Source organism: Streptomyces sp. NPDC096013, assembly GCF_044763565.1.
Lineage (GTDB): Bacteria > Actinomycetota > Actinomycetes > Streptomycetales > Streptomycetaceae > Streptomyces.
Window position 1 is genome coordinate 214,004 of the sequence record NZ_JBIWGK010000009.1, and the last position, 25,438, is coordinate 239,441.

The window sequence follows — 25,438 nt, forward strand, 5'->3', positions numbered from 1 at the left end:
GGGCCACCGCCCGGCAGTGTCGGCGGTCCGGTGTGCCGCATGACAGATGTCATGTACGCCGACGGCTTGCCTACGACGAAGGGGCACCCGGCGCTGTGCCGGGTGCCCCTTCGTGCGGTGGCCGTGCGCTAGCTGGGGTTCGTGACGATGGTCCCGACCCGGTTCGTCTTGCTGATCAGGGCCTGACGCAGGGCGCCGTAGACGTCCTGCGGGGTGACGGCCGTCTTCTGGCCGGTGGCCCGGGTGATCTTCACGCCGTCGAAGAGGCTGCCGTAGAGCGACTGGAGGGCGTTCAGGTCGGGGCTGTCGGTCAGCTTGCCGTTGACCGCCTTCACCTTGAGGAACTTCCACAGGGAGTTCTTCGGGCTCAGCTGCAGGGAGACCCCGGTGTCCGTCTTGACGGTGACGAAAGCGGACATCGCGGGCTCCGCGAACGCCTTCATCTCGCGGTCGACCTCGGCGTTCGAGACCGTCGGCTGCTTGGTGGTCGTCGGGACGGTCACCGGGGTGGCCGTGCCGGTCTCCACCTCGTTGCGGTACGCCTCCTCGACGGCCTGCGTGGACGCGGCCGCGTCGATGGCCTTGCCCGCCTTGCCGTAGACGGCGACGGCCTTGCCTGACGTGAACTGGATCGTGCCCTCGGTGACCGCGCCGGAGCCGGAGCCGCCGCCGAGGTCGCCGAGCGCGGCGGCGAGCTTCTCCTCGTCGACCGGCATGACGGGGGCGACGACCCGGTGCTGGCCGAAGAGCGAGCCGATCACGGAGACCGGGTTGTAGTCGCTGGTCGCGGCCGCGCTGACCGTCGCCGTGGTGTCGAACTGGAGGCCCGCCTGGTCCGGCTTGAGCGAGACCGTCTTGCCGCCGACCGACAGCTTCAGCGGCTTGTTCACGCGGTCGCCGAACGCGTCGTCGAGCTTCTTGACCGCGTCGTCCCGTGTGCCGCCACCGATGTCGAGGCCGAGCACGGTGGTGCCCTTGGGCACGTCGGTGTGGTTCATCAGCAGACCGGCACCGTAGGCGCCGCCCGCGATGACGAACACGCCGACGCAGAGCAGGACCAGCTTGCTGCGGCCCTTCTTCTTTTTCTTCGCGCTCTTGCCCGCGTTCTTCCCGGCGGGCGCGCTCTGCGCCGCGCCGGGCTCGGCGGACTTCGGGGGCGTGTGCGGCAGCGGTCCGTCCGGGTGGGTGCCCGGGGCGAACGGCGAGGTGCCGCTGCCGGGGACGACCGGCATACCGCTGGTGACGGTGTGTCCGGAGACCTGGCCGGCGGGGGCGCCGTAGCCGGGGCCACCGGGTTCGGGGGCCGGTTTCTGCGGGGTGAGGATCGCGGTGTCGTCGCTGAGACCGCCACCGGGGATCATCCCGCCGGGGAGGCTCGCGCCGCCGGGGGCGCCCTGGCCGATGCCGGGGGGCGTGGTCTGACTGGCGGCGCCGTCGGGACCGTTCGGGCCCCTGCCGCGACCGCCGTGGCGGCCGGTGGAGGCACCCGGTCCGCCGGGGCCGCCGGCGCCGTTCATGCCGCCCGGTGACCCCGGCCCGTCCGCGTAGCCGCTCAGCGCGCCGGGCGCGCCCTGTGCCCCGCCTGTGGGGCCGGGCGGCAGCATGAGGCCGTCGCCGGTGACCGGACCGCCGGTGGGTCCCGCGGGGCCCTCGGGGCCGCCGTGACCGCCGCGCCCGTTCGGGCCGTTGAAACCGTTGGGTCCACCGGGGCCACCGGGAGCGCCCGGTCCGCCGGGGCCCATGCCCTGTCCGTTCGGGCCGGGGAACTGCTCGGCCCGCCCGCCGGGACCGTTGCCCCCGGGGAAACCGCCCAGCTCGCCCTGGCCGTTCGGCTCGGGGTAACCCCCTTGACCGCCCTGGCCGTTGGGCCCGGGGAAACCGGCCTGCTGTCCGTTGTCGGAGAAGTACGGCAGGTCGTCGCGCCGGGGTTCACCGGGACCGCCGCCGTTCGGGCCGCCGTTCGCGCGGGGTCCCGCCGCCAACGCCTCGGTCACGTCGAAGGACCCGGTGCCGCCGCCGTGCCCGGGGGCGACGGGTCCGGCCCCGGTGGCACCGCCGATGCCGGAGCCGTTCGTACCGCCGTTGGCGGCGGCCTGGCGGGCGGCGCCCGTCACGTTCATGCCGCCGACCACACCACCGGGACGACCGGCGCTCGGCCGGCCCGCACCCGGAACGCCGGGCGCACCGGCGGCCGGTGCTCCCGGGTTGCCCGCGGCCGAACCGCCCGGAATCCCGGCGCCGTTGGTGCCGCCACCGCCCTGGCCGCCCTTCGCGGGGCCGGACTTGCGGGGTGCGAACCAGTCGCTGGTCTTCTCCTCGGCGGCGGGCAGGGCGAGTTCGGCGCCCGGCTCGACCGGGCGCTGGGGCAGCGCGGAACTCGGCAGCTGCACCTCGGCGGTCGTGGAGCCGTCGCCGGACTCGGTGTCCGCGACGGGCGTGCGCACGACGACCGGCGGAATGGGCCGCGAACCGGGGATGTTGATCCGGATCCGGGTCGTCAGCGTCGTCTCGGTCTTGCGTTCCTCCGGCTGCGCGGCCGAACGCCCCGCGTCCGTACGGTCGTCGGAAGCCGCCGGCGTCCCGTACGGCGGGGTCCCCGAGGGGTAGGCGGCTCCGCCGCGCCCGTCGGGCCCGGAGGACGGAGTGTCAGTTTCACGACTCAAGGCAGGTTCTCCCGGTTGGCTCCGCCGCCCGACACCCACGGGCGACTCGGCGGCGCGCACCACCATACTGGCCACTTCTTGGCGGTATCCCACGGCCGCTGGGGAAACCCACACCGGACTCGCACGCGCGCGTCACCGCGAAGTGGTACGTCACTTGCCAAGTCGGACGTCAGGGCTGCTTGGTTGCCGCCCCAAACCCAACGTGGCGCACATCACAGCTACGACCATCCCGCCGAGCAGGAACAGATAGGAACCGACACCCGCGCCGAACAGGAAGTCGCCCTCGGGACGGCTCGCGGTGAGCAGGATGACGGCGACCATCCAGCCGGCGGCGGGCGCCACGGCACCGCCTCTGCTCCCGGCCGCTCTCGCCCCGCCGAGGAACAGTCCGGCCGCTCCCCCGAGCGCGAGCAGCAGCCCGCCGGGGAACCACGCGGCCTGCACCAGCGCCCCGGCCGCCCCGACCACCGCGCCGAGGACGAAGAGCCCGGCGTAGGCCAACACCCGTAGCCCGGACGGCCGTTGCAGCGGCTGGGCGAGCAGGCTCCCGCCGTTGTGGGCGCTCATCACAGCTCCAGCCCTTCGAAGAGATCGGTCTCGGGTGCCGACCCACCGGGTTCCCCGCGGACCAACTCGTAGTACTCGGTGGGGAAGATCGGCTGCGCGAGGTCGTTCGACAGCGCGAAGTACGGTGCGTCCGGGGCGACTTCGATCTGCGTGGCGTGCGCGCGCATGGCCGCGGTCTTGGCGTCGGCGTACGCGGTGCCGTCGATCACGGCGGTGATCCGCCCGTCGTCCACGACTCCCGGCACGTCGTCCACGGCGGCCGTTTCGGCGAAGGGCAGCTCCGGCAGCACGTCCCGCAGCCGCGCGAAGCCCGCCTCCACGACGGTGCGGGGGACGCGGTTCCAGTAGACCTTGGCGATCGACTGCCCGGCGTCCGCGGCGAGTTCGGCGGCCCGCATGGCGACGCGGTGGGCCTGGATGTGGTCCGGGTGGCCGTAGCCGCCGTCGGGGTCGTAGGTGATCAGGACCTGCGGGCGGGTCTCGCGGATCACCTCGACGAGGTGTCCGGCGGCCTCGTCGAGGTCGGCCTGCCAGAAGCAGTCGGGGTCGTCGTTGTCCGGGGTGCCCATCATCCCGGAGTCGCGGTAGCTGCCGGGGCCGCCCAGGAGGCGGTGGTCGGAGACGCCGAGCGCCTTCATGGCGGCGGTCAGCTCGCGCTCCCGCTCCTCGGCCAGCGCGGTGCCCGACAGATGCCGCAGTGCGGGCGGGATGACCTCGCCGCGCTCTCCGAGGGTGCACGTGACCAGCGTCACGTGGGCACCCTCGGCCGCGTACTTGGCCATCGTCGCGCCGTTGTTGATCGACTCGTCGTCCGGGTGCGCGTGCACCAGCAGCAGACGACGAGCGTCGCGCGATGGGGGTCCCCCCGCCCGGCGGGTGGGGGAGGGCAGTTCCGTCATGAGCCCACCCTAAAGGTGAGCCGTCAGAACTTGATGCTGCCGATCATGCTCGCGATGTTCGTCGTCAGATCGCTGATCGTGGGCGCGATGGTCGAGGAGGCCAGATAGAACCCGAGGAGGACACAGACGACCGCGTGCCCGCCCTTCAGCCCTGATTTCTTGACCAGAAGGAAGACGACGATCGCCAGCAGCACCACCGCCGAAATCGAGAGTGCCACGGCGGCTCACCTCCAATGATCCCAGGGACTAGGGGGGTCGGACTATGGGGGCAGCGGATCCATGGGGTGGATCCCTGGAGCAAATCGGTACGGCAAATCCATACAGGAGCCAGCAGGTTCATACCCACGCAGCGCTAGTGATCATAACTATCCGCGCTCGCGCATCGCTCGGCGCACAGCCGCACAAGGGGGCGCATGGCCAATATGGTCGGGGCATGACGACCGAGGCTGACTCCTTCCCCCGACGGCACGCCCGTACCCAGCGGTTCACGCTCGGCGCGCCGCGCTCGTTCACCGTGTCACCTGACGGTTCCCGGGTCGTGTTCCTGCGCTCGCCCTCCGGCACGGACCGGGCGAACGCCCTGTGGGTGCTCACCCCGGCGGACGGCGAGGAGCGCGTGGCGGCCGACCCGCGCGCCCTCCTGGGCGGTGCCTCGGAGCACCTCTCCCCCGAGGAGCGGGCCCGCCGCGAACGCACCCGCGAGGGCGGTGCGGGGATCGTCGGCTACGCCACCGACAGCGAGGCCGAGCTGGCGTCTTTCGCCTTGTCAGGGCGGCTTTTCAGCACGGACCTGAAGTCCGGCGCGGCACGCGAACTCCCGGTCCCCGGACCGGTGATCGACCCTCGTCCGGCCCCCGACGGACGGCACATCGCCTACGTCACCGACGGCGCCCTGCGGGTCGTGGGGGCCGACGGCGAGGGCGACCGGGCGCTCGCCGAACCGGAGTCGGAACAGGTCACCTATGGGCTGGCCGAGTTCATCGCGGCCGAGGAGATGAGCCGGACGCGCGGCTTCTGGTGGTCTCCGGACTCGGACCGGCTGCTGGTCGCACGCGCCGACGACACGCCGGTGGGCCGCTGGTGGATCGCCGACCCGGCCCACCCGGAGCGCGAGCCGCAGCAGGTCGCGTACCCGGCGGCGGGCACGGCCAACGCGGACGTACGGCTGTACGTGATCGGCCTGGACGGGTCGCGCACGGAGGTCGCCTGGGACCGGGCGCGGTACCCGTATCTGGCGCGAGTGCACTGGTCAGCGGCGGGTGCGCCGCTGCTGCTCGTGCAGGCCCGGGACCAGCGCAGCCAGCTGTTCCTCGCCGTCGAGCCCGGCTCGGGGGCGACCCGGATGGTGCATGCCGACGAAGATCCAGTTTGGCTGGATCTTTTCCCTGGAGTGCCGTGCTGGAGCCCCTCGGGACGGCTCGTGCGGATCGCCGACGAGGGCGGCGCCCGGGTGCTCTCGGTGGGTGAACGCCTGCTCACAGGGCCGCAGTTGCACGTCCGCGCGGTGCTGGACGTGTCCGACGACGACGTGCTGATCGCCGCGTCGGCGGGCGAGGACTCGCCCGATCCGGAGACCGGCGAGGTGCACGTCTACCGCGTCAGCGAACTCGGCCTGGAGCGCCTCTCGCAGGAGCCCGGTGTGCACACGGCGGTCCGCGCCGGGGGCGTGACCGTGCTGCTCTCGGCGGTGCCGGACCGCCCGGGCACGCGGGTCCAGGTGCTGCGCGAGGGCAAGAAGACGGTGCCGGTCGCGTCGTACGCCGAAGATCCCGGTCTCTCCCCGCGCATCACGTTCACCGAGGGGGGCGCACGGCGCGTCCCGTGCGCCCTGCTTATGCCACAGGACTACGACGGCAGCGGCCCGCTTCCGGTTCTGCTGGACCCCTACGGCGGTCCGCACGGCCCCCGGGTGGTCGCCGCGCACAACGCTCACCTCACTTCGCAGTGGTTCGCCGACCAGGGTTTCGCGGTCCTCGTCGCCGACGGCCGCGGCACCCCCGGCCGCTCACCGGCCTGGGAGAAGGCCGTCCACCGCGACTTCACGGTCTCCCTCGACGACCAGATCGACGCCCTCCAGGACCTCGCGAAGTCCCACCCGCTCGACCTCTCCCGGGTGGCCATCCGCGGCTGGTCGTACGGGGGTTGGCTCGCCGGACTCGCCGTGCTGCGCCGCCCGGACGTCTTCCACGCGGGCATCGCGGGCGCCCCGGTCACCGACTGGCGGCTCTACGACACTCACTACACGGAGCGGTACCTCGGCGACCCGGCGAAGGACCCGGAGTCGTACGCGAGGAGCAGCCTGGTGACGGACGGCGGTCTGTCCTCGCCCGCGGACCCGCAGCGGCCCCTGATGGTCGTGCACGGCCTCGCGGACGACAACGTGGTGGTCGCGCACACCCTGCGGCTGTCCTCCGCGCTGCTGGCCGCCGGCCGCCCGCACGAGGTGCTCCCGCTGTCCGGGGTGACCCACATGACCCCGCAGGAACAGGTCGCGGAGAACCTGCTGCTGCTCCAAGTGGACTTCCTGAAGCGGTCGTTGGGCCTGGTCTAGGCACGGCAACGGACCGGGGCGACATGGCGCGCCCCGGTCCGTTTACGGCACCCGCACGGCCGTACGTCATTCAGATTGACTCGTCCGTATATCGAGACCGGGTCGGCCGAGTTGCCTGCGTGTTAACGCGGTTGATGCCTGTTTGTGCGGTTATTCCGCCCCCTGATCAAGATCGTCCGCGGCTTCCGCGGGCGGCACGTCCTGCGGTACGACCGTCTTCTCCTCCGCGAAGTGACAGGCCGAGTCGTGCGCCGCGGGCCCGCTCACGAGCCGGAACTCGGCCGGCACCGCGAGCAGCGGCACCTCCAGCGAGCAGCGCTCCTGAGCCTTCCAGCACCGGGTCCGGAACCGGCATCCGGAGGGGATCTTCGTCGGCGACGGCACGTCACCCGACAGGATGATCCGCTCCCGGTGCTCCCGCGCGTCCGGGTCGGGCACGGGCACGGCGGACAGCAGCGCCTGGGTGTACGGGTGGGTCGGGTGGTCGTAGATCTCGGCGTCCCTGCCGATCTCCACGATCCGGCCGAGGTACATGACCCCGACCCGGTCCGAGATGTGCCGGACGATCGACAGGTCGTGCGCGATGAAGATGTAGGAGAGATCGAACTCGTCCTGGAGGCGGTCGAGGAGGTTGATCACCTGCGCCTGGACGGAGACGTCGAGCGCGGAGACGGGTTCGTCGGCGACGATGACCTCGGGGCGCAGCGCCAGCCCCCGGGCGATGCCGATGCGTTGGCGCTGGCCGCCGGAGAACTGGTGCGGATACCGGTTGATGTACTCGGGGTTGAGCCCGACCACGTCCAGCAGATCCTGAACTCTCTTGCGCCGGTCGCCCTTTGGGGCCACCTCCGGGTGGATCTCGTACGGCTCCCCGATGATGTCGCCCACCGTCATGCGGGGGTTCAGGGAGGTGTACGGGTCCTGGAACACCATCTGGATGTTGCGGCGCGCGGTCTTCAGTGCCTTGCCCGACATCCGGCTGATGTCCTCGCCCTTGAACTTGATCGACCCCTCGGTCGGCCGTTCGAGGTTGACCAGCATCTTGGCGACGGTCGACTTGCCGCAGCCGGACTCCCCGACGATGCCGAGGGTCTCGCCCCTGCCGAGCGTGAAGTCCACGCCGTCGACGGCCTTGACGGCACCGACCTGCTTCTTGAAGAGGATGCCCTGGGTCAGGGGGTAGTGCTTGACGAGCCCCTCGACCTCCAGGATCGGCTCAGCCATTGAGGCACTCCCTCCAGAAGTGGCAGGCGCTGCCCCGGTGTTGATCCACCTCGTACAGCTCGGGTTCGTCGGTCCGGCACACGTCCTGGGCCATCGGGCAGCGCGGGTTGAAGGCGCAGCCGGGCGGGATGTGCATCAGGTTCGGCGGCAGGCCCTTGATCGCGTAGAGCTCCTGGCCCTTCTGGTCCAGGCGCGGGATCGAGTCCAGCAGGCCCTTGGTGTACGGGTGGGCGGGCGCCTTGTAGATGTCGTGGACGGGGGCCGACTCGACGATCCGGCCCGCGTACATCACGGCGATCTTGTCGGCGACGTCGGCGACGACCCCGAGGTCGTGGGTGATGAGGATGAGCCCCATGTGCAGCTCGCGCTGCAACTCGGCCAGCAGGTCCATGACCTGGGCCTGCACGGTGACGTCGAGGGCGGTGGTGGGTTCGTCGGCGATGATGAGCGCCGGCTCCAGGGCGAGCGCCATGGCGATCATGATGCGCTGGCGCATACCGCCGGAGAACTGGTGCGGATAGTCCCGGACGCGCTGCGCGGCACCCGGGATGCGCACCCGGTCCATCAGCTCGACGGCCTTGGTCCGCGCGTCCTTCCGGGACATCCCCCGGTGCACGATGAACATCTCGCCGAGCTGGTCGCCCACGGAGAGCACGGGGTTGAGCGAGGACAGCGCGTCCTGGAAGATCATCGCCATCTCGGCACCGCGGACCTTGCGCCGTTCCTCCTCCTTGAACTTCAGCAGGTCCTTGCCCCGGAAGAGGATCTCCCCGCCGGTGATCTTCCCCGGCGGGGTGTCGAGGATTCCCATGACGGCCTGTGCGGTCACGGACTTCCCGGACCCCGACTCCCCCAGCACGGCGAGGGTCTCCCCCTCGTCCACGCTGTAGTTGACACCGTTGACGGCCTTGGCGACCCCGTCCCTGGTCCTGAACTCCACGTGCAGGTCCCGCACTTCGAGCAGCATGACGCCGGTCACCTCAGCTTCGGGTCGAGGGCGTCGCGCACCGCGTCGCCGAGCATGATGAACGCGAGGACCGTGATCGCCAGGGCTCCGGCGGGCCAGAGCAGCATGTGCGGGGCGTTGCGGATGTACTGGGAGGCGGCCGAGATGTCGATGCCCCAGCTGACCGTGGGCGGCTTCAGGCCCACGCCGAGGTACGACAGGGTCGCCTCCAGCGAGATGTAGGTGCCGAGCGCGATGGTGGCGACGACGATCACCGGGGCGATCGCGTTCGGGGTGATGTGCCGCAGCAGCAGGCGGGAGTTGGAGGCGCCGAGCGCCCGCGCGGCCTGGACGTAGTCGTTCTGCTTGGCGGTGATGACCGAGCCGCGGGCGATGCGGGAGATCTGCGGCCAGCCGAGCAGCACCATGAACCCGATGACCGGCCAGACCGTGTTGCTGGTCACCACGGACAGCAGCACCAGACCGCCGAGGACGACGGGGATCGCGAAGAAGATGTCGGTGACCCGGGACAGGATCGAGTCCCACACCCCGCCGAAGAACCCGGCGAGCCCGCCGAGCACGGACCCGAAGACCGCCACCCCCAGCGTGGCGAGGACGCCGACCGTGACGGACGTACGGGTGCCGTAGACCGTGCGCGTGTAGACGTCGCAGCCCTGGCCGTCGTAGCCGAAGGGGTGGCCCGGCTGGGAGCCCTCCTGGGCCTTGGCGAGGTCGCACTTGAGGGGGTTGCCCGAGGCGATCAGCGAGGGCCAGAGGGAGATGACGACCAGGAAGAGGATGACGAGCGCGGAGATGATGAAGACGGGGTTGCGGCGCAGGTCGCGCCAGGCGTCCGACCAGAGGGAGCGGGGTTTGCCCGCCGGGCCCGTGCCTTCGGGGCCTCCGGGTGTCTTCTCGAGGGTCTCCGCCTCGCTCGTCGCGAGGTCCATCGGTCCGCCCATGCCGGTGCCGGCGATGGCGCGCTCCGGTTCGAACGGCTGCTCAGGCATAGCGGATCCTCGGGTCGAGTACGGCGTAGAGGAGGTCGACGAGAAGGTTGGCGACCAGGAACACCAGGACGAGGACGGTCACGAAGCCGACCACGGTCTGGGTGTTCTGCCGCACGATCCCCTGGTAGAGCTGGTAGCCGACCCCGTGGATGTTGAAGATCCGCTCGGTGACGATCGCGCCGCCCATCAGGGCGCCGATGTCGGTGCCGATGAAGGTGACCACCGGGATGAGGGAGTTGCGCAGCAGGTGCCGGACGATCACCCGGCGCCGGGGCAGGCCCTTGGCGACGGCCGTACGGACGTAGTCGGAGCGTCTGTTCTCCGCGATGGACGTCCGGGTCAGCCGGGTCACGTAGGCGAGCGAGACCGAGGCCAGCACCAGCCCGGGGACGATCAGTTCGCCGAAGGTCGCCTCCGGGGAGACGGACGGTTTGATCCAGCCCCATTCGACGCCGAGCAGCAGTTGCAGCAGCAGACCGGTGACGAAGGTCGGGATGGAGATGACGACCAGGGTGAGCAGGAGCACGGTGGTGTCGATCGGGCGGCCGCGCTTGAGGCCGGTGACCACACCGAGCGCGATGCCGACGACGATCTCGATGGCGATCGCCACGAGGGTCAGCCGGATGGTGACCGGGAACGCGGTCGCCATCAGCTCGGTGACCTTCTGGCCGTTGAACGCCGTACCGAAGTCACCGGTGAAGACGTTCCCCATGTAGGTCAGGTACTGCTGCCACACGGGCTTGTCGAGGCCGAAATCCCGCTTGAGCTGGGCGGCGGTCGCAGGGTCGCACTGCCGCTCGCCGCACAGGCCCGCGATGGGGTCGCCCATCACGTTCACCATCAGGAAGATCAACAGTGTGGCGCCGATGAAGACCGGGATCATCTGCAGCAGACGCCGGATTACGTACCGTCCCATGGGGGCTCCGGGGATCGTGGGGCGGCCTCGTGCGAGACCGCCCCTGTCGTCGGCTCAGCTGACCTTGATCTCGTTGTAGACGGGGACGCTGAACGGGTTGAGCGCCACATTGGAGAGCCGGTCGGAGTAGCCCGCGCTGCCGTTCTGGTACCAGAGCGGGATGGCCGCCATGTTGTCCCGGACGACGCCCTCGGCCTGCTGGAAGAGCTTGATCGCCTTGCCGGTGTCCGCCTCCGCGTTGGCCTGGTTGACGAGCTTGTCGAAGTCCTTGTTGGACCACTGGCCGTCGTTGGAGGAAGCGTTGGTGTAGTACAGCGGCTGGAGGAAGTTCTGGATGAGCGGGTAGTCCATCTGCCAGCCGGCCCGGAACGGCCCGGTCATCTTGTGCTGGCCGATCTGGTTGCGGAAGTCCGCGAAGGTGCCGACGGGGTTGCCGACGCACGCCTTGTCGTTGCCGAGCGCGTTGTTGATGGAGTTGCACACGGCGTCCACCCACTCCTTGTGCGAGCCCGTGTCCGCGTTGTACGTGATCTTGACCTGGCCGCCGGGAATCCCGCCGCCCTCCTGGACCAGCTTCTTCGCCTCGGTCGGGTTGTACTTGCAGGCGTCCCCGCACAGCCCGTCCTGGAAGCCGCCCGCGGTGCCGAGCACCGGTGAGGTCCAGTCGGTGGCCGGGGTGCGGGTCTTCTGGAAGATCGTGTTGGTGATCTGGTCCCGGTTGATCGCCATGGACAGCCCCTGGCGGACCTTGTCCGAGCCGCTCTTGTTCCAGTTCTTGTCGTAGTACGGGAACGCGAGCGTCTGGATGATCCCGGCGGGTGTGTTGATGTACCGGCCGCCGAGGTCGCTCTTGACGTTCTTGAGCTGCGAGGCCGGGATGTCGTCGACGAGGTCGAGGTTGCCGGCCATCAGGTCGGTGTAGGCGGTGTTGTTGTCGGTGTAGACCTTGAGGGTCACCCCACCGTTCTGCGCCTTGTCCGAACCGGTGTACCCGTCCCACTTCTTGAGCTGCATCTGCGAGCCCTTGGTGTACGACGAGATGGTGTACGGCCCGTTGCCGACCGGCTTCTTCAGCCAGCCCGCATGGTCCGAGAAGAACGTCGACGGCAGCGGCGAGTAGGCCGCGTAGCCCAGGGTGTCCGGGAAGGTCGAGAACTTCTGGGTGAGCTTGATGGTGAAGGTGTTCGTGCCGGTCACCTTCAGCCCGGAGAGCGTGTCGGCGGACTGCGAGCCGCTGTCGGGGTGGACCTTGTCGTAGCCCTCGATGTACCCGAAGAAGTACGCGTTCTTCTGGTTGTTCTTCAGGCTGGCGCCGTAGTTCCAGGCGTCGACGAACGACTTCGCGGTGACCGCCTCGCCGTTGCTGAACTTCCAGCCGCTCTTCACGGTGACCGTGAAGTTCTGCGAGTCCGTGGTCTCGATCTTGTCGGCCAGCATGTCCTCGGCCTTGCCGCTCTTCGGGTCGTACCGCTTCAGACCGCGGAAGACCATGTCGAGGACCTTGCCGCCCTGCACCTCGTTGGTGTTGGCCGGCTCCAGCGGGTTCTGCGGGTCTCCCCAGGAGGCGCTGAGCACCGCGCTGCCGCCGCCACCGCCGCCGCCGCTGCTCCCGCCGCCCCCACAGGCGGTCGCCGCAAGGGCTACCGCCGCCGCGCAAGCGGCCCATTTGGCGTGCGTGGCTCCACGCATCGAGTGCCTCCTCAGGAAAGCCGAACCATGCCGATCCATTACCGGCAAATATCGGCTCATCAGGCACATATCGCCTGCGGGCCCACCCGTTCGAGCTACCCGGGGGGCCCGTTCAGTCGATCTCCCGGGAGGAGCACAATGGATCACCGCGAAGCGATGCGGAACCGTTGGATTGTGACGCCCCGGTGTACGCATTCCGATACAGAGGCGTCCGCATAACGAACTCATTGCCCGATTGGCGTAGTTGGCCCGATATAAAGCACGGATCGATCACGGCACGCTACCCGCGTAGCTACGGACTGGTCATGATTAGGCAAAGAAGGTAAAGAGAAACCCAAGTCGGCCCAGATTTTATTGACCTTGCATGAATTGCGTTGAAAAAGTCCGGCGTAGCCCGTAGGGGAGTGCCCTGCGGAGTCTCATTCAGACCCCCTTGGGCCAGGAGCAGCATGATCCCCCCAACCTCATCCGCGGTCCCGCTCGAAGTGACCGACGAGAGCCTCGAGAAGTCGATCACTTCTCCCGCCTCGAAGGCCAACGAGAGCCGGTCCCCGGGTCAGCTCGCGTGGCGCCGTTTCAAACGGGACCGTACGGGCGTCATATCGGCGATCATCGTGATCTTCTTCTTCGTGGTCGCGATCGCCGCACCGCTGATATCGAAGCTGTACGGCAAGGATCCGTACACGACGTACGCGAGCCAGGACCCGAGCCTGCTCGACGCCTTCTCGTACCCGGCGGGCGCGAACGGCGGCATGAGCTCACAGTTCTGGTTCGGCATCGAACCGCAGCTGGGGCGCGACGTCTTCACGTTCCTGATCTACGGCATCCGGACCTCGCTCGGCATCGCCCTGGCCGCCACCCTGATCACCACCGCCGTCGGCGTCGTGATCGGCGTGACCGCGGGCTACCTCGGCGGCAAGACGGACTACATCGTCGGCCGGATCGTCGACATCGTGCTGTCGATCCCCTCGACGCTGTTCATCATCGCCTTCATGCCGGTGGTGTTCGGCCTGTTCGTCGCCGCCGACGACAACATCCCGACCTGGCTGCGGGCCACCGCGCTGATCATCATGCTCTCGTTCTTCGGCTGGGCGTCCATCGCCCGACTGCTGCGCGGCCAGGTACTCGGCCTGCGCGAGCGGGAGTTCGTCGAGGCCGCCAAGGTGACCGGGGCGTCACCGGCGCGCATCGTCTTCAAGGAACTGCTGCCGAACCTGTGGACCCCGATCCTCATCCAGTCCACGCTCATGCTCCCGGCCTATGTGACCGCTGAGGCGGGCTTCGCCTTTCTCGGTGTCGGCATGATCGACCCGACCCCCGACTGGGGCGTCATGATCCAGCGGGGCGCCCAGTTCTACACCCAGGACTTCACCTTCATGCTCTTCCCGGGCCTCTCCATGGTGATCTTCGTCCTGGCGTTCAACCTGCTCGGCGACTCGGCGCGCGACGCGCTCGACCCGAAGTCCAAGCGCTGACACCTCTCTCATCTCCGGTCCGGTCAACGTCGTCCGGCTGGTCCGTCCCACCCGTAAGGCAGGGCTACTGTGTCTTTTTCCCGTAGAAACTTCATGATCGCGACCGGCGTGGTGGCCGCGTCGAGCTCCGTGCTGACCGCCTGTGGCGGCGGCAGCTCGTCCTCGAACAACAAGGTCCCCTCGGTCAGCAAGGCCAAGGCCGCCAAGATCGAGGTCGGCACCAAGGCCGACTCGACCGGCCCCGCCCCGGAGGTCCCCGGCGCGGTCAAGGGCGGGACCATCTACGGGCTCGACCAGTTCGACATGGACCACCTGGACCCGGCGCAGATCTACGTCTCCACCGAGGGCGCCATCACCGTCCCGATCATGCGTGGCCTGACCGGCTACAAGATGGACGCGAAGGGGGCCCAGACCCTCGTCGGCGACATCGCCACGGACGCCGGCACCATGAAGGACGGCGGCAAGACCTGGTCGTTCACCATCAAGGACGGCATCAAGTGGGAGGACGGCTCCGACCTCTCCATGGACGACGTCCGCCACACCTTCGAGCGTCTCTTCGCCTCCTTCATCACCGAGGGCCCCCGCTACGTCCAGCAGTTCCTGGCCGGCGGCGACAAGTACACGGGCCCCTACGAGGGCAAGAACCTCGACTCCATCGAGATCAGCGGCAAGACCGTCACCTTCCGCCTCAACGAGGCCCGCGGTGACTTCAACTTCACGCTCGCCATGCGTGGTTACTCCCTGGTGAAGAAGTCGAAGGACACCAAGGAGAAGTACGACAAGAAGCCGTTCTCCTGTGGCCCGTACAAGATCGAGGCCCGCAGCATAGGCAAGTCCCTGACGTACTCGCGCAACACGCACTGGGACCCGGCGACGGACCCGATCCGCAACGCCTACCCGGACAAGTTCGTCTTCCAGTTCGGCTTCGAGACGCTGACGTCGACCGACCGCTACATCGCGGACAAGGGCAACGACCAGTACACGATGTCGATCTTCAACGAGGTCGCCGCCGAGCGGACCCAGCAGGTCCTCACCAACGCGAAGCTCAAGGCCCAGGTCCTCACCGCGGTCGACGCGGTGACCTACTACTGGCCGATCAACACCACCCGGATCACGGACGTCAAGGTCCGCCAGGCCATCAACTACGCCTGGCCGCTCCAGCAGCTCCAGACCATCCGCGGCGGTGCCTCCACCAGCGAGATCGCGACCACGATCTTCAGCCCGGTGACGCCCGGCTACACGGAGTTCGACCTGTACGGCAAGACCAAGAAGCCCGGTGGCGACCCGGTCAAGGCCAAGGCCCTCCTGAAGGAGGCCGGCAAGCTCGGCCAGAAGCTGGTCATCGCCTACCAGACGTCGGACAACGCGGTGAAGCAGGCCGTCGCGATCAAGAACGCGCTGGAGGCCGCCGGCTTCACGGTCGTCAACAAGCAGATCGACAAGTCGACCTTCTACACCCAGATCGGCAAGATCGACAACCAGTACGACCTGTTCGCGGCCGGCTGGAGCCCCGACTGGCCGGGCGGCTACTCGGTGTTCTACCCCTGCTGGGACGGCAAGAACATCGGCGACGGCCGCAGCAACTACTCGCAGCTGAAGAACGCGAGCGTCGACAAGGCCATCGCGGCCGCGTCCCTCATCACCGACGGGGACGCCGCCAACAAGGCCTGGGGCGCCATCGACAAGCAGGTCATGGAGCTCGCCGCCTGCGTCCCCGACTACCACTCCATCCGCAACTGGATGCACGGCACCAAGGTCGGCAACGTGGTCTACGACGCCGCCAACACCTGCATCGCGCTCACGAAGCTCTACGCCAAGGCGTAGGCGCCCCCCGGCACCAGGGGCGGCCCCGTCACGGGGCCGCCCCCACCGGCCCCACACCCCTCACGCCCCGGCAACGGCGCCTCGCCCGGAGAGTCCTGACCCCATGTTCCGCTTCCTTGTCCGCCGTACGATCGGCGCGCTGGTCATTCTGCTGATCATCAGCGCCATCACTTTCTGGCTCTTCTACGCCGTCCCGCGTGACCCGGCCATGATGTCCTGCGGCAAGAACTGCACGCCGGCCTCGCTCGCGCAGATCCGGCACAACCTGGGCATCGACCACCCGATCCCGGTCCAGTACTGGGACTGGCTGAAGGCCATCTTCGTCGGGCGTGACTACAGCGGCTTCGGGCACTGCAACGCTCCCTGCCTCGGCTACTCCTTCGCCAACAACGAGCCCGTCTTCGCCACGATCATGGACCGGCTGCCGCTGACCCTGTCGCTGGCCTTCGGCTCGGCCGTCATCTTCCTGACCTTCGGCGTCGGCACCGGCATGATCGCCGCGCTGAAGCAGGGCAAGTTCCTGGACAAGTTCGCGACCTCGGCGTCGCTGCTCGGCTCCTCGCTCCAGATCTACTTCATCGGCTACCTGGCGCTGTACTTCCTGGTCTTCAAGGCCGGCATCCTCGACCAGCCGTCCTACACGCCGCTGACCGAGAACCCCGTCTCGTGGTTCTCCGGCCTGCTCCTGCCGTGGATCGTGCTGTCGATCATCTTCACCGCCAACTACACCCGCATGGCCCGCTCCCAGCTCGTCGAGCAGCTCAGCGAGGACTACGTCCGCACCGCCCGAGCCAAGGGCCTCTCGCGTGCGAACGTGTTCCTCCGCTTCGCCTGGCGCGGCGCCATGGGCCCGATCGTCACGGTGTTCGGCATCGACCTCGGCACCCTGATCGGCGGCGCGATCATCACCGAGCAGGTCTTCAGCCTCCAGGGCATCGGCCGGCTCGCGGTGACCTCCGTCAACCAGAGCGACCTGCCGATGCTGCTCGGGGTCACCGTCCTGGCGGCCGCCGCGATCGTGTTCTTCAACATCATCGTCGACGCCGCCTACGCCTTCATCGACCCGCGGATCCGGCTCGCCTGACCTCCGCCCGTTGCCCCCTACCCCCCGCATCACCCCCCAGGAGCGTCCCCGTGACGAGCACCGATCAGCAGCCCTTCCTCTCCGTCAGGGATCTGAAGGTCCATTTCTCCACCGAGGACGGCATCGTCAAGGCCGTCGACGGGCTGTCCTTCGACCTCGTCAAGGGCAAGACGCTCGGCATCGTCGGTGAGTCGGGCTCCGGCAAGTCCGTCACCAACCTGGCGATCCTGGGCCTCCACGACCGCGACCGTACGGCGATCGACGGCGAGATCCTGCTCGACGGCAAGGAACTGCTCAGCGCCACCGAGCGGGAGCTGGAGCGGCTGCGCGGCAACAAGATGTCCATGATCTTCCAGGACGCGCTGGCCTCCCTGTCGCCGTACCACACGGTCGGCAAGCAGATCGGCGAGGTGTACCGCAAACACACCGGCGCCTCCAAGAAGGAGTCCCGAGAGCGCGCGATCGAGATGCTGAAGCGCGTCGGGATCCCCCAGCCCGAGGTCCGGGTGGACGACTACCCGCACCTCTTCTCCGGCGGTATGCGCCAGCGCGCGATGATCGCCATGGCGCTGGTCTGCGACCCCGAGCTGCTGATCGCCGACGAGCCGACGACGGCCCTCGACGTGACGGTCCAGGCCCAGATCATGGACCTGTTGAAGGACCTCCAGCAGGAGTTCGGCACGGCCATCGTGTTCATCACGCACGACCTCGGCGTCATCGCCGACATCGCCGACGACGTCCTCGTGATGTACGGCGGCCGGTGCGTGGAGCGCGGCACCAAGAAGGAAGTCCTGACGGACCCGCAGCACCCGTACACGCTCGGACTGCTCAGCTCCATGCCGAGCCTCGAAGGACCGGTCGACGTACCGCTGTCGCCGATCCCCGGCTCGCCGCCCTCCCTGCTCAACCCGCCGACCGGCTGCCGCTTCCACCCGCGGTGCACCTTCGCGGAGAAGGTCGAGGGCGGACGGTGCTCGAGCGAACGGCCCGTGCTGGAGGTGGTCGACGGCCGGGGTTCCGCCTGCCATCTCACCACGGCGCAGCGCCAGGAACTCTTCGCCGACCTTCTCGCCGTAGCCCAGCACAACTGACGTACTAGAAACGGGACTTCACCATCATGAGCAACGCGAACCCCCTCCTGGACGTCAGCGGGCTGACCAAACACTTCCCGATCAAGGGCGGCTTCCCGATCCGGCGCACCATCGGTGCCGTCCAGGCCGTCGACGGGCTGGACTTCCAGGTCGGCGAGGGCGAGAGCCTGGGCCTGGTCGGCGAGTCCGGCTGCGGCAAGTCGACGACGGGCCGTCTGATCACCCGGCTCCTGGAGCCGACGGGCGGCACGATCCAGTACCGCGGCCAGGACATCACCCACGCCAACCGCAAGCAGCTGGCGCCGATCCGGTCCGAGATCCAGATGATCTTCCAGGACCCGTACGCCTCGCTGAACCCGCGGCAGACGGTCGGCAAGATCGTGTCCGGCCCGATGGAGATCAACGACATCAACCCGGCCGGCGGCCGCGAGGCGCGCGTCCGCGAGCTGCTGGAGATCGTCGGTCTCAACCCCGAGCACTACAACCGCTTCCCGCACGAGTTCTCCGGCGGCCAGCGCCAACGCATCGGTGTCGCCCGCGCGTTGGCTCTCGAACCGAAGCTGATCGTCGCCGACGAGCCGGTCTCCGCCCTGGACGTATCCATCCAGGCGCAGGTGGTGAACCTGCTCCAGAAGGTCCAGCGGGAACTCGGCATCGCGTTCGTCTTCATCGCCCACGACCTGGCGATCGTCCGGCACTTCTCACAGCGAGTCGCGGTAATGTACCTCGGCAAGATCGTGGAGATCGCCGACCGCGACGACCTGTACGGCAACCCGCGCCACCCCTATACACGGGCCCTGTTGTCCGCCGTGCCCGAGGCCACGGTGGACGAGACGCCCGCCCGGGAGCGCATCCGGCTGGTCGGTGACGTACCGTCGCCGATCAACCCGCCCACGGGCTGCCGTTTCCGGACCCGTTGCTGGAAGGCGACCGAGAAGTGCGCGACGGAGGCTCCGCCGCTGGTACAGGTCGAGGGCAACAAGCCGGGCCACCTCACCGCGTGCCACTACCCCGAGACGTCGGACACCGTTCCGGCACCCCGCCTCTCCAAGGACCCCGAGGCGGCGGCCTGACACACCCCTTTAGTCAGCCGCCCCCTTCAGGAACGGACTTTCACCGGCCCATTGACCCGAGCCCATGAACGTCCGGTTCCAGGGGACGAAGGCCCGCGCCCACCCAGGCGCGGGCCTTCGTCATGAGGAGGGTTGGGGCGGGGTTGGCCGACTGGACGACGTGGATACGTGAACGTTGGGCCACTCGCTTCTTGGCCAGTGTCGGGCTTCCACGGCCCGAGTAAAGGGCGCTCCGCTGCGCTGCGCGTCGGCTACGCCGATTCCGCTGCGCTCCACCCTTGACTAGGTCCGCTCCAGCCCGTTTCAGAAGCGAGCGAGCGGCCCGGAAGGATGGGTGGCCAGGTGTCTACGCCCTTGCCTGTACTGGGATGTGGGGCGGTGTGCAGGATGCGCGCTCGCGCCTCGCCAGCACGCCGGGTCGGCTTAGCGGCTATCGCCCGGTGGGTGGGGGCGCAATCGCATCTCGCAAGCACGCCACCTCGGCTCAGCGGCCAGCCCTGAGTGGGCAGCGGTCGGTGGGTGGGTACTGGAGGCTGTGGGTAAATCTAACCGTTGTCGGTTGCGATGACCGGTTAGAAAAGACCCCAGCCTACAGAAGACAGAAGACAGAAGACGGAGGGCGGAGGGCGGAGGGCGGAGGGCGGAGGGCGGAGGGCGGAGGGCGGAGGGCGGAGGGCGGAGGGCGGAGGGCGCGGCGAGACTAGTGCGCGACGCGTGCCGGATGATCGGTGAGAGGCAATGGGCGGTATGGGCTAGGCGAACTGTCGGATTGCTAGCTCCGTCAGGGGCCCGACCCCCGCTACCCTCCGGAGGCTGGGGTCTTTTCTAACCGGTCATCGCACATGACAGTGGTTAGATTTACCCCCAGCTTCCAGCGACCCCCAGCAGCGACATCACCGACCGACCTTTGCCCACTCCCCCTTTTCTCTCGCCCTTGTCTGTTGGGGAAGCCCCCACCGGGCGGTAGCCGCCGAGCCCGCCCGGCGTGCAGGCGAGACGCGAGCGCGCATCCTGCACACCGGCCAGCAGCCCAGTACAGGTATGGGCCTTTCTGCCTGGCCACCCATCCTTCCGGGCCGCTCGCTCGCTTCTGAAACGGGCTGGAGCGGCCCTAGTCAAGGGTGGCCCGCAGGGCCATCGGCGCAGCCGACGCGCAGCGCAGCGGAGCGCCCTTTACTCGGGCCGTGGAAGCCCGACACTGGCCAAGAAGCGAGTGGCCCAACCTTCACCAGTTCACATCGTCCAGCCAACCGACCCCACCCCGCCAACCCCGCCTGCCCCTACTCCTCCAGCGCCGTCAACGCCGGGTCCAAGATGATGTCCTCGTCCCGCGCCTCGATCGTCGGCTCCTCCGGGAAGTGGCAGGCCGTGAGGTGAGCGGCCCGGTTGCCCTCGATCTGGATGAGGGGCGGCTCCTCGGTCGCGCACTTGTCCTGCGCCTTCCAGCAGCGGGTGCGGAAGCGGCAGCCGGAGGGAGGTGAGATCGGGGAGGGGACGTCGCCGGCCAGGCGGATGCGTTCGCGGCCGGCTGTCTGGTCGTCGCCCAGGTTGACCTCGGGTACCGCCGAGAGCAGGGCGTGGGTGTAGGGGTGCCGGGGGCGGGTGTAGATGGAGTCCCGGTCGCCCACCTCGATGATCTTGCCGAGGTACATGACGGCCACGCGGTGCGAGAAGTGTCGTACGACTGCGAGGTCGTGGGCGATGAAGAGGAAGGCGATGCCGAGTTCTCGCTGGACCTCCTGGAGGAGGTTGACGACCTGGGCCTGGATGGAGACGTCCAGGGCGGAGACCGGTTCGTCGGCCACGATCAGCTTGGGGTCGAGCGCCAACGCCCTTGCCACACCGATGCGTTGGCGCTGGCCGCCGGAGAACTCGTGCGGGAAGCGGTTGTAGTGCTCGGGGTTGAGGCCGACGATCTCCAGGAGTTCGCGGACGCGTTTCTCCCGGCCGCCCTCCGGCTGGATGCCGTTGATCTCCATCGGCCCCGAGATGATCTTCCCGACCGTCTGCCGCGGGTTCAGCGACGAGTACGGGTCCTGGAAGATCATCTGGATCTCGGAGCGGATCGGCGCCAACTCATTGCGGCTCGCGTGCGAGATGTCCTGGCCGCGGTAGGTGATGCTGCCCGCACTCGGCTCCAGCAGGCGCGTGATCAGGCGGCCCGTCGTCGACTTGCCGCAGCCGGACTCGCCGACGAGGCCGAAGCTCTCCCCCACGTGCACGGTCAGGTCGATGCCGTCGACGGCCTGGACGGCGCCGACCGTACGGCGGATCGGGAAACCGCCCTTCACCGGGAAGTGCTTGGTCAGGCCCTCCACCACGAGCAGCGGGTCGCCTGAGTCCTCCGGTACCGCGTCGCGCGGGGCGGGCAGGACGAGGTCCTCTGTCATGACGTCTCCTCCTAGCCCAGTCGGGGCTTGATCTCTTCGATGAAGATGGTCCGCTTCTGGTCCGCCGTGAGGTGGCATGCCGAGGCGCGGTCGGGGGCGAGCAGCGGGCGTTCGGTGACGCAGCGGGTGCCGCCGACCCGGTCCTGGAAGGTGCAGCGGGGGTGGAAACGGCAGCCCGACGGCGGGTTCAGGAGGGAGGGCGGGGCGCCGGGGATGGGGGCCAGCGGAGCGCTCAGGTCCGAGTCCAGGCGGGGCATGGAGTTCAACAGGCCCCAGGTGTAGGGGTGTTGGGGTGAGCGGAGGACGTCGTTGGTCGTGCCGCGTTCCACCGCGTTGCCCGCGTACATGACCATGATGTCGTCGGCCATGTCGGCGATGACACCGAGGTCGTGCGTGATGAAGACGATCCCGGAGCCGAACTCCTGCTGGAGGTCCTTGAGGAGGTCGAGGATCTGGGCCTGGACGGTCACGTCCAACGCCGTCGTGGGCTCGTCCGCGATCAGCAGGTCGGGGTCGCAGACCAGCGCCATGGCGATCATCGCGCGCTGGCGCATACCGCCGGAGAACTGGTGCGGGTAGTCCTTGGCCCGTTCCTTCGGGTTGGGGATGCCGACCTTGCCGAGCATCTCGACCGCGCGGTCCCAGCCGGCCTTCTTTGAGGCGCCCATGTGCTTCATGTACGGCTCGGCGATCTGACGGCCCACCGTGTAGTACGGGGAGAGCGCGGTCAGCGGGTCCTGGAAGATCATGGCGACCTTGTTGCCGCGCAGCTTCTCCAGTTCGGGCTCGCGTGCCGTGGTCAACTCCTGGCCGTCCAGGAGGATTTCGCCCTCGACGGTGGTGAACATCGGGTTGTGCAGGCCGAGGATCGTCAGGTTGGTGACGGACTTGCCCGAGCCGGACTCCCCCACGATGCCGAGGGTCTTGCCGCGTTCGACGTCGAAGGAGAGGCCGTCGACGGCGCGCACGATGCCGTCCTCGGTCTTGAAGCTGACGTGCAGGTCCCGCACCGAGAGAAAGGCACCCGCGTCGGCCGGCGAGGGAGCACCGGCTTCCTTGGTCAATGTGGTCACGAGTGCTCCTAGGCCAGCCGCACGCGCGGGTCGATGAAGGCGTAGCAGGCGTCGACGATGATGTTGAAGAGAAGGATCATGGTGGCGGAGAAGATCATCACGCCCAGCAGCAGCGGCAGGTCGCTGTAGAACACCGCCTGGACGGCGAGGTTGCCGAGGCCCGGCAGGCTGAAGGTGTACTCGGTGATGATGGCGCCGCCGAGCAGTGAGCCCAGGTCGATGCCGAAGATGGTGACGATGGGGATCAGCGAGCCGCGCCAGGCGTAGCGGAAGAAGACGTATCTGCGGGACATCCCCTTCGCCTTGGCCGTACGGACGTGTTCCTCCTGGAGCTGTTCGATCATCGCCGAGCGCGCCATACGGGTGTACTGCGCGGCGAAGATCGTGGACAGCACCACCCAGGGGATGATCAGCCCCGCGAACCAGCTGATCGGGTTCGCGGTGAAGTTGTTGTACGCCGGCTTGTCGAAGATGTGGGTCTGGTAGACGAGCAGCGCCAGGGCGAGTGGTCCCAGGAAGTAGATCTGCATCGAACTGAGCACCATCGCCCCGGCGGTGGCCGTCTTGTCGATGATCGTGCCCCGCTTCCAGGCGGCGAGCAGGCCGGTGCCGAGGCCGATGAGCAGGAAGAAGAAGGCGCCGCCCAGGGTGAGCGAGACCGTGGTGGGCAGCCGGTCGATGAGCGTGGCCCAGACCTGGTCGTTGGTGTGGTACGAGTACCCGAAGCACGGGGCGGGGCACGGGCCTTGGGCGAAGCCGTTGCTGCCCATGACGAGGTTCTTCAGGAAGATCCCGTACTGGGTGCTGATCGGCTTGTCGAGGCCGAGCACGTGGTGGATGTTCGCGAGGCTGGTCGGATTGCACGTCTTGCCGCACATCAACAGGCCCGGGTCGCGTGGCATCCCGAAGAACAGCAGGAACGTGACGATGCTCAGCAGGAACAGGATGACGACGGCGCCGAGGAACCGGCGGACGAGGAAGCGCAGCATGACAGGGGCAGCTCTCTGACGTCGGCGGGCCGCCCGGCACCCGGTGCGCCGCCCCGGAGTGGGGTGGGGGCACCGGGTGCCGGACGGACGGCGGTTACTTGACGAACAGGCGTCGCGGGTCGACGCCGCCGATGACGTCGTCGTAGACGAGGCCGCCGACCTTGGAGCCGGCGATCTGGGTCTGCTTGTAGTACGCGGTCGGGACGACGTTGACGACGTCCTTCACGAGGTACTGGTCGATCTTCTCCCAGGCGGCCGCGGCCTTGACCGGGTCGGTGATCTTGTTCGCCGCGTCGATGTCGGCGTTCACCTTGGGGTCGTTGACCTGGGAGTAGTTCTGGGCACCGTCGGCGATGCCGCGGCCGTCGTAGAGCGGCGGGATGACGGTCGAGGCGGACGGCCAGTCCGCGCCCCACGCGGTGTGGAAGATGTCGTAGTTGTTGTCCAGCTTGGAGACCTGGTCGTAGTAGGTCTCGGCCGGGATCTCCTGGCGCTGGACGTTGAAGCCGGCCTTCTTCAGGCCTGCCGCCATGGCGGTGGAGTACTGCTGGCCCTCGGGGGTGTTGGTGTAGCCGAAGGTCAGCTTCATGTTGAGCTTGCCGGCCTTCTTCAGCAGCTCCTTGGCCTTGGCCGGGTCACCGGCGGGCTTCTTCTTCTTGCCGAACGGGTCGAACGCGGCGTCGTAGCCGGAGACGGTCGGGCTGATCAGACCGCCGGCGACCTCCATCGCGTCGGTGCCGCCGAAGGCACGGACGAACGGGGTGATGGGCAGCGCGTAGGCGATGGCCTCACGAACCGTCTTGTCCTTCATGGCCGCGTGGCTCATGTTGATGTTCATCTGGCCGACGTACGGCTGGTAGCCGGAGATCGTGCGGGACTTCAGCTTCGGGTCCTTGAGGACGTTGGACAGGTTGCCCGCGTCGACCTGGTTGTTGAAGCTGATGCCGGTCTGGTCCGCGCCGCTGTCCGCGAGGAGGGCCTTCGTCGACGTCTCGAACTGCTGGTTGAACGTGAAGTTGAACTGGTCCACGTACTGGTGACGGATCGGGTCCGTCTTGGGGTCCCAGTTGGTGTTCTTCACGAGCACCATCGACTTGCCCGACTTGAACGACTGGATCTTGTACGGGCCGCTCGTCACCGGCGACTTGTCGTACTTGGCCTGGGTGTCGCCCTTGGCGGAGACGACGGCGTAGCCCGCCATGGCGAGGGCGTACGGCAGGTCGGCGTGCGGGGTCTTGAAGTGGAAGACGATGGTCTTGGCGTCCGGCGTCTCCAGCACGCTGTCCGGCAGGTGCTTGCCCTTGTACGGGCCGTCCGGCAGCAGCTTGCGGTAGTCGGCGCCGGTGGTGCCGGCCAGCCACTGCTGGAGGTAGGACGGGCCCTGGTTGATGAAGGGCGCGAAGAGCCGCTCGACGGTCTGGCGTATGTCCTTCGACGTGATCGGCGTCCCGTCGGCGAACTTGATGCCGTCCTTGAGCGTGTACTTCCAGGTCTTGCCGCCGTCCGTGGTGGTACCGGAGTCGGTGGCGAGGTCGCCGACGACCTCGTGACCCTTGCCGTCGCTGGTCGTCGTCTTGTAGCCGGTGAGACCGCGGTGGATCAGGGTCGCGAGCGAGCCCTCGTCCGAGACGTAGATCTGCGCCGGGTCGAGGTGGGCGTAGCTGTCACGCTGGAGCACCTCGATCGAGCCGCCCGGCTTGGCGCCGGGTACGGCCGCGGCCGGTCCGGTGGAGTCGGCGGCGTCGCCGAATTTGATCGACTTCTGCTGTCTTGCCGCGTTCTCCTTGTCCTGCTTGTTGTTGTCGCTCGCGTCGCTGCCGCCCTTGCTGCAACCGGTGAGCACAAGAGCCCCGGCCGCGAGCACGGAGAGCGCGGCGTATGCGTGGCGTCCGCCCCTACTCATCACTCAGTTTCCACCTATCTGTGTGTCACCAGTGCACATGGCAAGTGCCGTGCGAGATCCGTGCGGTAGTC

Annotated in this window: 19 protein-coding genes; 6 read left to right on the plus strand and 13 right to left on the minus strand. The window is 68.4% G+C overall.

The window, feature by feature from the left end; all coding sequences use genetic code 11:
• Window positions 1-128: 128 nt before the first annotated feature.
• The 4 genes from ACIRB1_RS28785 to ACIRB1_RS28800 form a co-directional block, all read right to left on the minus strand.
• Window positions 129-2,663, minus strand: a complete 2,535-nt coding sequence (locus ACIRB1_RS28785) for a hypothetical protein (RefSeq protein WP_403467488.1) — start codon at window positions 2,661-2,663, stop codon at window positions 129-131.
• Between the two features lie 150 nt (window positions 2,664-2,813).
• Window positions 2,814-3,230 carry a DUF6113 family protein gene (locus ACIRB1_RS28790; RefSeq protein WP_352180772.1) on the minus strand — a complete coding sequence of 139 codons (417 nt, stop codon included), beginning with the start codon at window positions 3,228-3,230 and terminating at the stop codon, window positions 2,814-2,816.
• Window positions 3,230-4,129, minus strand: coding sequence for an N-acetyl-1-D-myo-inositol-2-amino-2-deoxy-alpha-D-glucopyranoside deacetylase (gene mshB, locus ACIRB1_RS28795; protein WP_352180773.1), 900 nt, complete (start codon window positions 4,127-4,129; stop codon window positions 3,230-3,232). The genes ACIRB1_RS28790 and mshB overlap by 1 nt, the downstream gene beginning before the upstream one ends.
• 23 nt (window positions 4,130-4,152) lie before the next feature.
• Window positions 4,153-4,347 (minus strand): hypothetical protein, encoded by a 195-nt coding sequence (locus ACIRB1_RS28800; protein WP_019058412.1) that lies wholly within the window; start codon window positions 4,345-4,347, stop codon window positions 4,153-4,155.
• Window positions 4,348-4,562: 215 nt separating this feature from the next.
• Between ACIRB1_RS28800 and ACIRB1_RS28805 the strand changes: the two genes are divergently transcribed.
• Entirely contained in the window at window positions 4,563-6,680 is a 2,118-nt protein-coding gene (locus ACIRB1_RS28805) for a prolyl oligopeptidase family serine peptidase (protein ID WP_352180774.1), read from the plus strand.
• Window positions 6,681-6,830: 150 nt separating this feature from the next.
• Here ACIRB1_RS28805 and ACIRB1_RS28810 read toward each other — a convergent pair whose 3' ends face one another.
• Genes ACIRB1_RS28810 through ACIRB1_RS28830 form a run of 5 tightly spaced genes read right to left on the minus strand, consistent with a single transcriptional unit; the run spans window position 6,831 to window position 12,465 of the window.
• A complete protein-coding gene (locus ACIRB1_RS28810) occupies window positions 6,831-7,904 on the minus strand; it encodes a dipeptide ABC transporter ATP-binding protein (RefSeq protein ID WP_352180775.1) in 1,074 nt (357 codons plus the stop codon).
• A complete protein-coding gene (locus tag ACIRB1_RS28815; protein WP_266772177.1) occupies window positions 7,897-8,871 on the minus strand; it encodes an ABC transporter ATP-binding protein in 975 nt (324 codons plus the stop codon). The genes ACIRB1_RS28810 and ACIRB1_RS28815 overlap by 8 nt, the downstream gene beginning before the upstream one ends.
• An 8-nt stretch (window positions 8,872-8,879) precedes the next feature.
• A complete protein-coding gene (locus ACIRB1_RS28820; RefSeq protein ID WP_352180776.1) occupies window positions 8,880-9,860 on the minus strand; it encodes an ABC transporter permease in 981 nt (326 codons plus the stop codon).
• On the minus strand, window positions 9,853-10,776 hold the full coding sequence (locus tag ACIRB1_RS28825; protein WP_352180777.1) for an ABC transporter permease: 924 nt from the start codon (window positions 10,774-10,776) through the stop codon (window positions 9,853-9,855). The genes ACIRB1_RS28820 and ACIRB1_RS28825 overlap by 8 nt, the downstream gene beginning before the upstream one ends.
• Before the next feature lie 54 nt (window positions 10,777-10,830).
• Entirely contained in the window at window positions 10,831-12,465 is a 1,635-nt protein-coding gene (locus ACIRB1_RS28830; RefSeq protein WP_352180778.1) for an ABC transporter substrate-binding protein, read from the minus strand.
• A gap of 449 nt (window positions 12,466-12,914) precedes the next feature.
• On the opposite strand from ACIRB1_RS28830, the gene ACIRB1_RS28835 reads away from it, so the two are divergent.
• From ACIRB1_RS28835 to ACIRB1_RS28855, 5 genes are all read left to right on the plus strand, one after another.
• Complete coding sequence (locus tag ACIRB1_RS28835; RefSeq protein ID WP_328829289.1) at window positions 12,915-13,940, plus strand: ABC transporter permease; 1,026 nt, start codon at window positions 12,915-12,917, stop codon at window positions 13,938-13,940.
• A 93-nt stretch (window positions 13,941-14,033) separates the two neighbouring features.
• Window positions 14,034-15,764, plus strand: a complete 1,731-nt coding sequence (locus tag ACIRB1_RS28840) for an ABC transporter substrate-binding protein (protein WP_352180779.1) — start codon at window positions 14,034-14,036, stop codon at window positions 15,762-15,764.
• Between the two features lie 103 nt (window positions 15,765-15,867).
• Window positions 15,868-16,848, plus strand: a complete 981-nt coding sequence (locus ACIRB1_RS28845; RefSeq protein ID WP_390919468.1) for an ABC transporter permease subunit — start codon at window positions 15,868-15,870, stop codon at window positions 16,846-16,848.
• Window positions 16,849-16,898: 50 nt separating this feature from the next.
• On the plus strand, window positions 16,899-17,939 hold the full coding sequence (locus ACIRB1_RS28850) for an ABC transporter ATP-binding protein (RefSeq protein ID WP_352180781.1): 1,041 nt from the start codon (window positions 16,899-16,901) through the stop codon (window positions 17,937-17,939).
• 26 nt (window positions 17,940-17,965) lie between these two features.
• A complete protein-coding gene (locus ACIRB1_RS28855) occupies window positions 17,966-19,012 on the plus strand; it encodes an ABC transporter ATP-binding protein (RefSeq protein ID WP_403467489.1) in 1,047 nt (348 codons plus the stop codon).
• Window positions 19,013-20,292: 1,280 nt separating this feature from the next.
• Here the strand turns inward: ACIRB1_RS28855 and ACIRB1_RS28860 are convergent.
• From ACIRB1_RS28860 to ACIRB1_RS28875, 4 genes are all read right to left on the minus strand, one after another.
• Window positions 20,293-21,402 (minus strand): ABC transporter ATP-binding protein, encoded by a 1,110-nt coding sequence (locus tag ACIRB1_RS28860; RefSeq protein ID WP_403467490.1) that lies wholly within the window; start codon window positions 21,400-21,402, stop codon window positions 20,293-20,295.
• An 11-nt stretch (window positions 21,403-21,413) separates the two neighbouring features.
• Window positions 21,414-22,475, minus strand: a complete 1,062-nt coding sequence (locus ACIRB1_RS28865; RefSeq protein ID WP_352180784.1) for an ABC transporter ATP-binding protein — start codon at window positions 22,473-22,475, stop codon at window positions 21,414-21,416.
• A gap of 8 nt (window positions 22,476-22,483) precedes the next feature.
• A complete protein-coding gene (locus ACIRB1_RS28870; protein WP_328829296.1) occupies window positions 22,484-23,464 on the minus strand; it encodes an ABC transporter permease in 981 nt (326 codons plus the stop codon).
• 94 nt (window positions 23,465-23,558) lie between these two features.
• Window positions 23,559-25,367, minus strand: coding sequence for an ABC transporter substrate-binding protein (locus ACIRB1_RS28875; RefSeq protein WP_352180785.1), 1,809 nt, complete (start codon window positions 25,365-25,367; stop codon window positions 23,559-23,561).
• Between the last annotated feature and the right edge of the window lie 71 nt (window positions 25,368-25,438).

Coding starts and splice junctions, on each gene's coding strand:
- ACIRB1_RS28790 (WP_352180772.1), bottom strand. CDS start 3,230: ATGAGCGCCCACAACGGCGGGAGCCTGCTCGCCCAGCCGCTGCAACGG.
- mshB (WP_352180773.1), bottom strand. CDS start 4,129: ATGACGGAACTGCCCTCCCCCACCCGCCGGGCGGGGGGACCCCCATCG.
- ACIRB1_RS28805 (WP_352180774.1), top strand. CDS start 4,563: ATGACGACCGAGGCTGACTCCTTCCCCCGACGGCACGCCCGTACCCAG.
- ACIRB1_RS28810 (WP_352180775.1), bottom strand. CDS start 7,904: ATGGCTGAGCCGATCCTGGAGGTCGAGGGGCTCGTCAAGCACTACCCC.
- ACIRB1_RS28815 (WP_266772177.1), bottom strand. CDS start 8,871: ATGCTGCTCGAAGTGCGGGACCTGCACGTGGAGTTCAGGACCAGGGAC.
- ACIRB1_RS28820 (WP_352180776.1), bottom strand. CDS start 9,860: ATGCCTGAGCAGCCGTTCGAACCGGAGCGCGCCATCGCCGGCACCGGC.
- ACIRB1_RS28825 (WP_352180777.1), bottom strand. CDS start 10,776: ATGGGACGGTACGTAATCCGGCGTCTGCTGCAGATGATCCCGGTCTTC.
- ACIRB1_RS28830 (WP_352180778.1), bottom strand. CDS start 12,465: ATGCGTGGAGCCACGCACGCCAAATGGGCCGCTTGCGCGGCGGCGGTA.
- ACIRB1_RS28835 (WP_328829289.1), top strand. CDS start 12,915: ATGATCCCCCCAACCTCATCCGCGGTCCCGCTCGAAGTGACCGACGAG.
- ACIRB1_RS28840 (WP_352180779.1), top strand. CDS start 14,034: ATGATCGCGACCGGCGTGGTGGCCGCGTCGAGCTCCGTGCTGACCGCC.
- ACIRB1_RS28845 (WP_390919468.1), top strand. CDS start 15,868: ATGTTCCGCTTCCTTGTCCGCCGTACGATCGGCGCGCTGGTCATTCTG.
- ACIRB1_RS28855 (WP_403467489.1), top strand. CDS start 17,966: ATGAGCAACGCGAACCCCCTCCTGGACGTCAGCGGGCTGACCAAACAC.
- ACIRB1_RS28860 (WP_403467490.1), bottom strand. CDS start 21,402: ATGACAGAGGACCTCGTCCTGCCCGCCCCGCGCGACGCGGTACCGGAG.
- ACIRB1_RS28870 (WP_328829296.1), bottom strand. CDS start 23,464: ATGCTGCGCTTCCTCGTCCGCCGGTTCCTCGGCGCCGTCGTCATCCTG.
- ACIRB1_RS28875 (WP_352180785.1), bottom strand. CDS start 25,367: ATGAGTAGGGGCGGACGCCACGCATACGCCGCGCTCTCCGTGCTCGCG.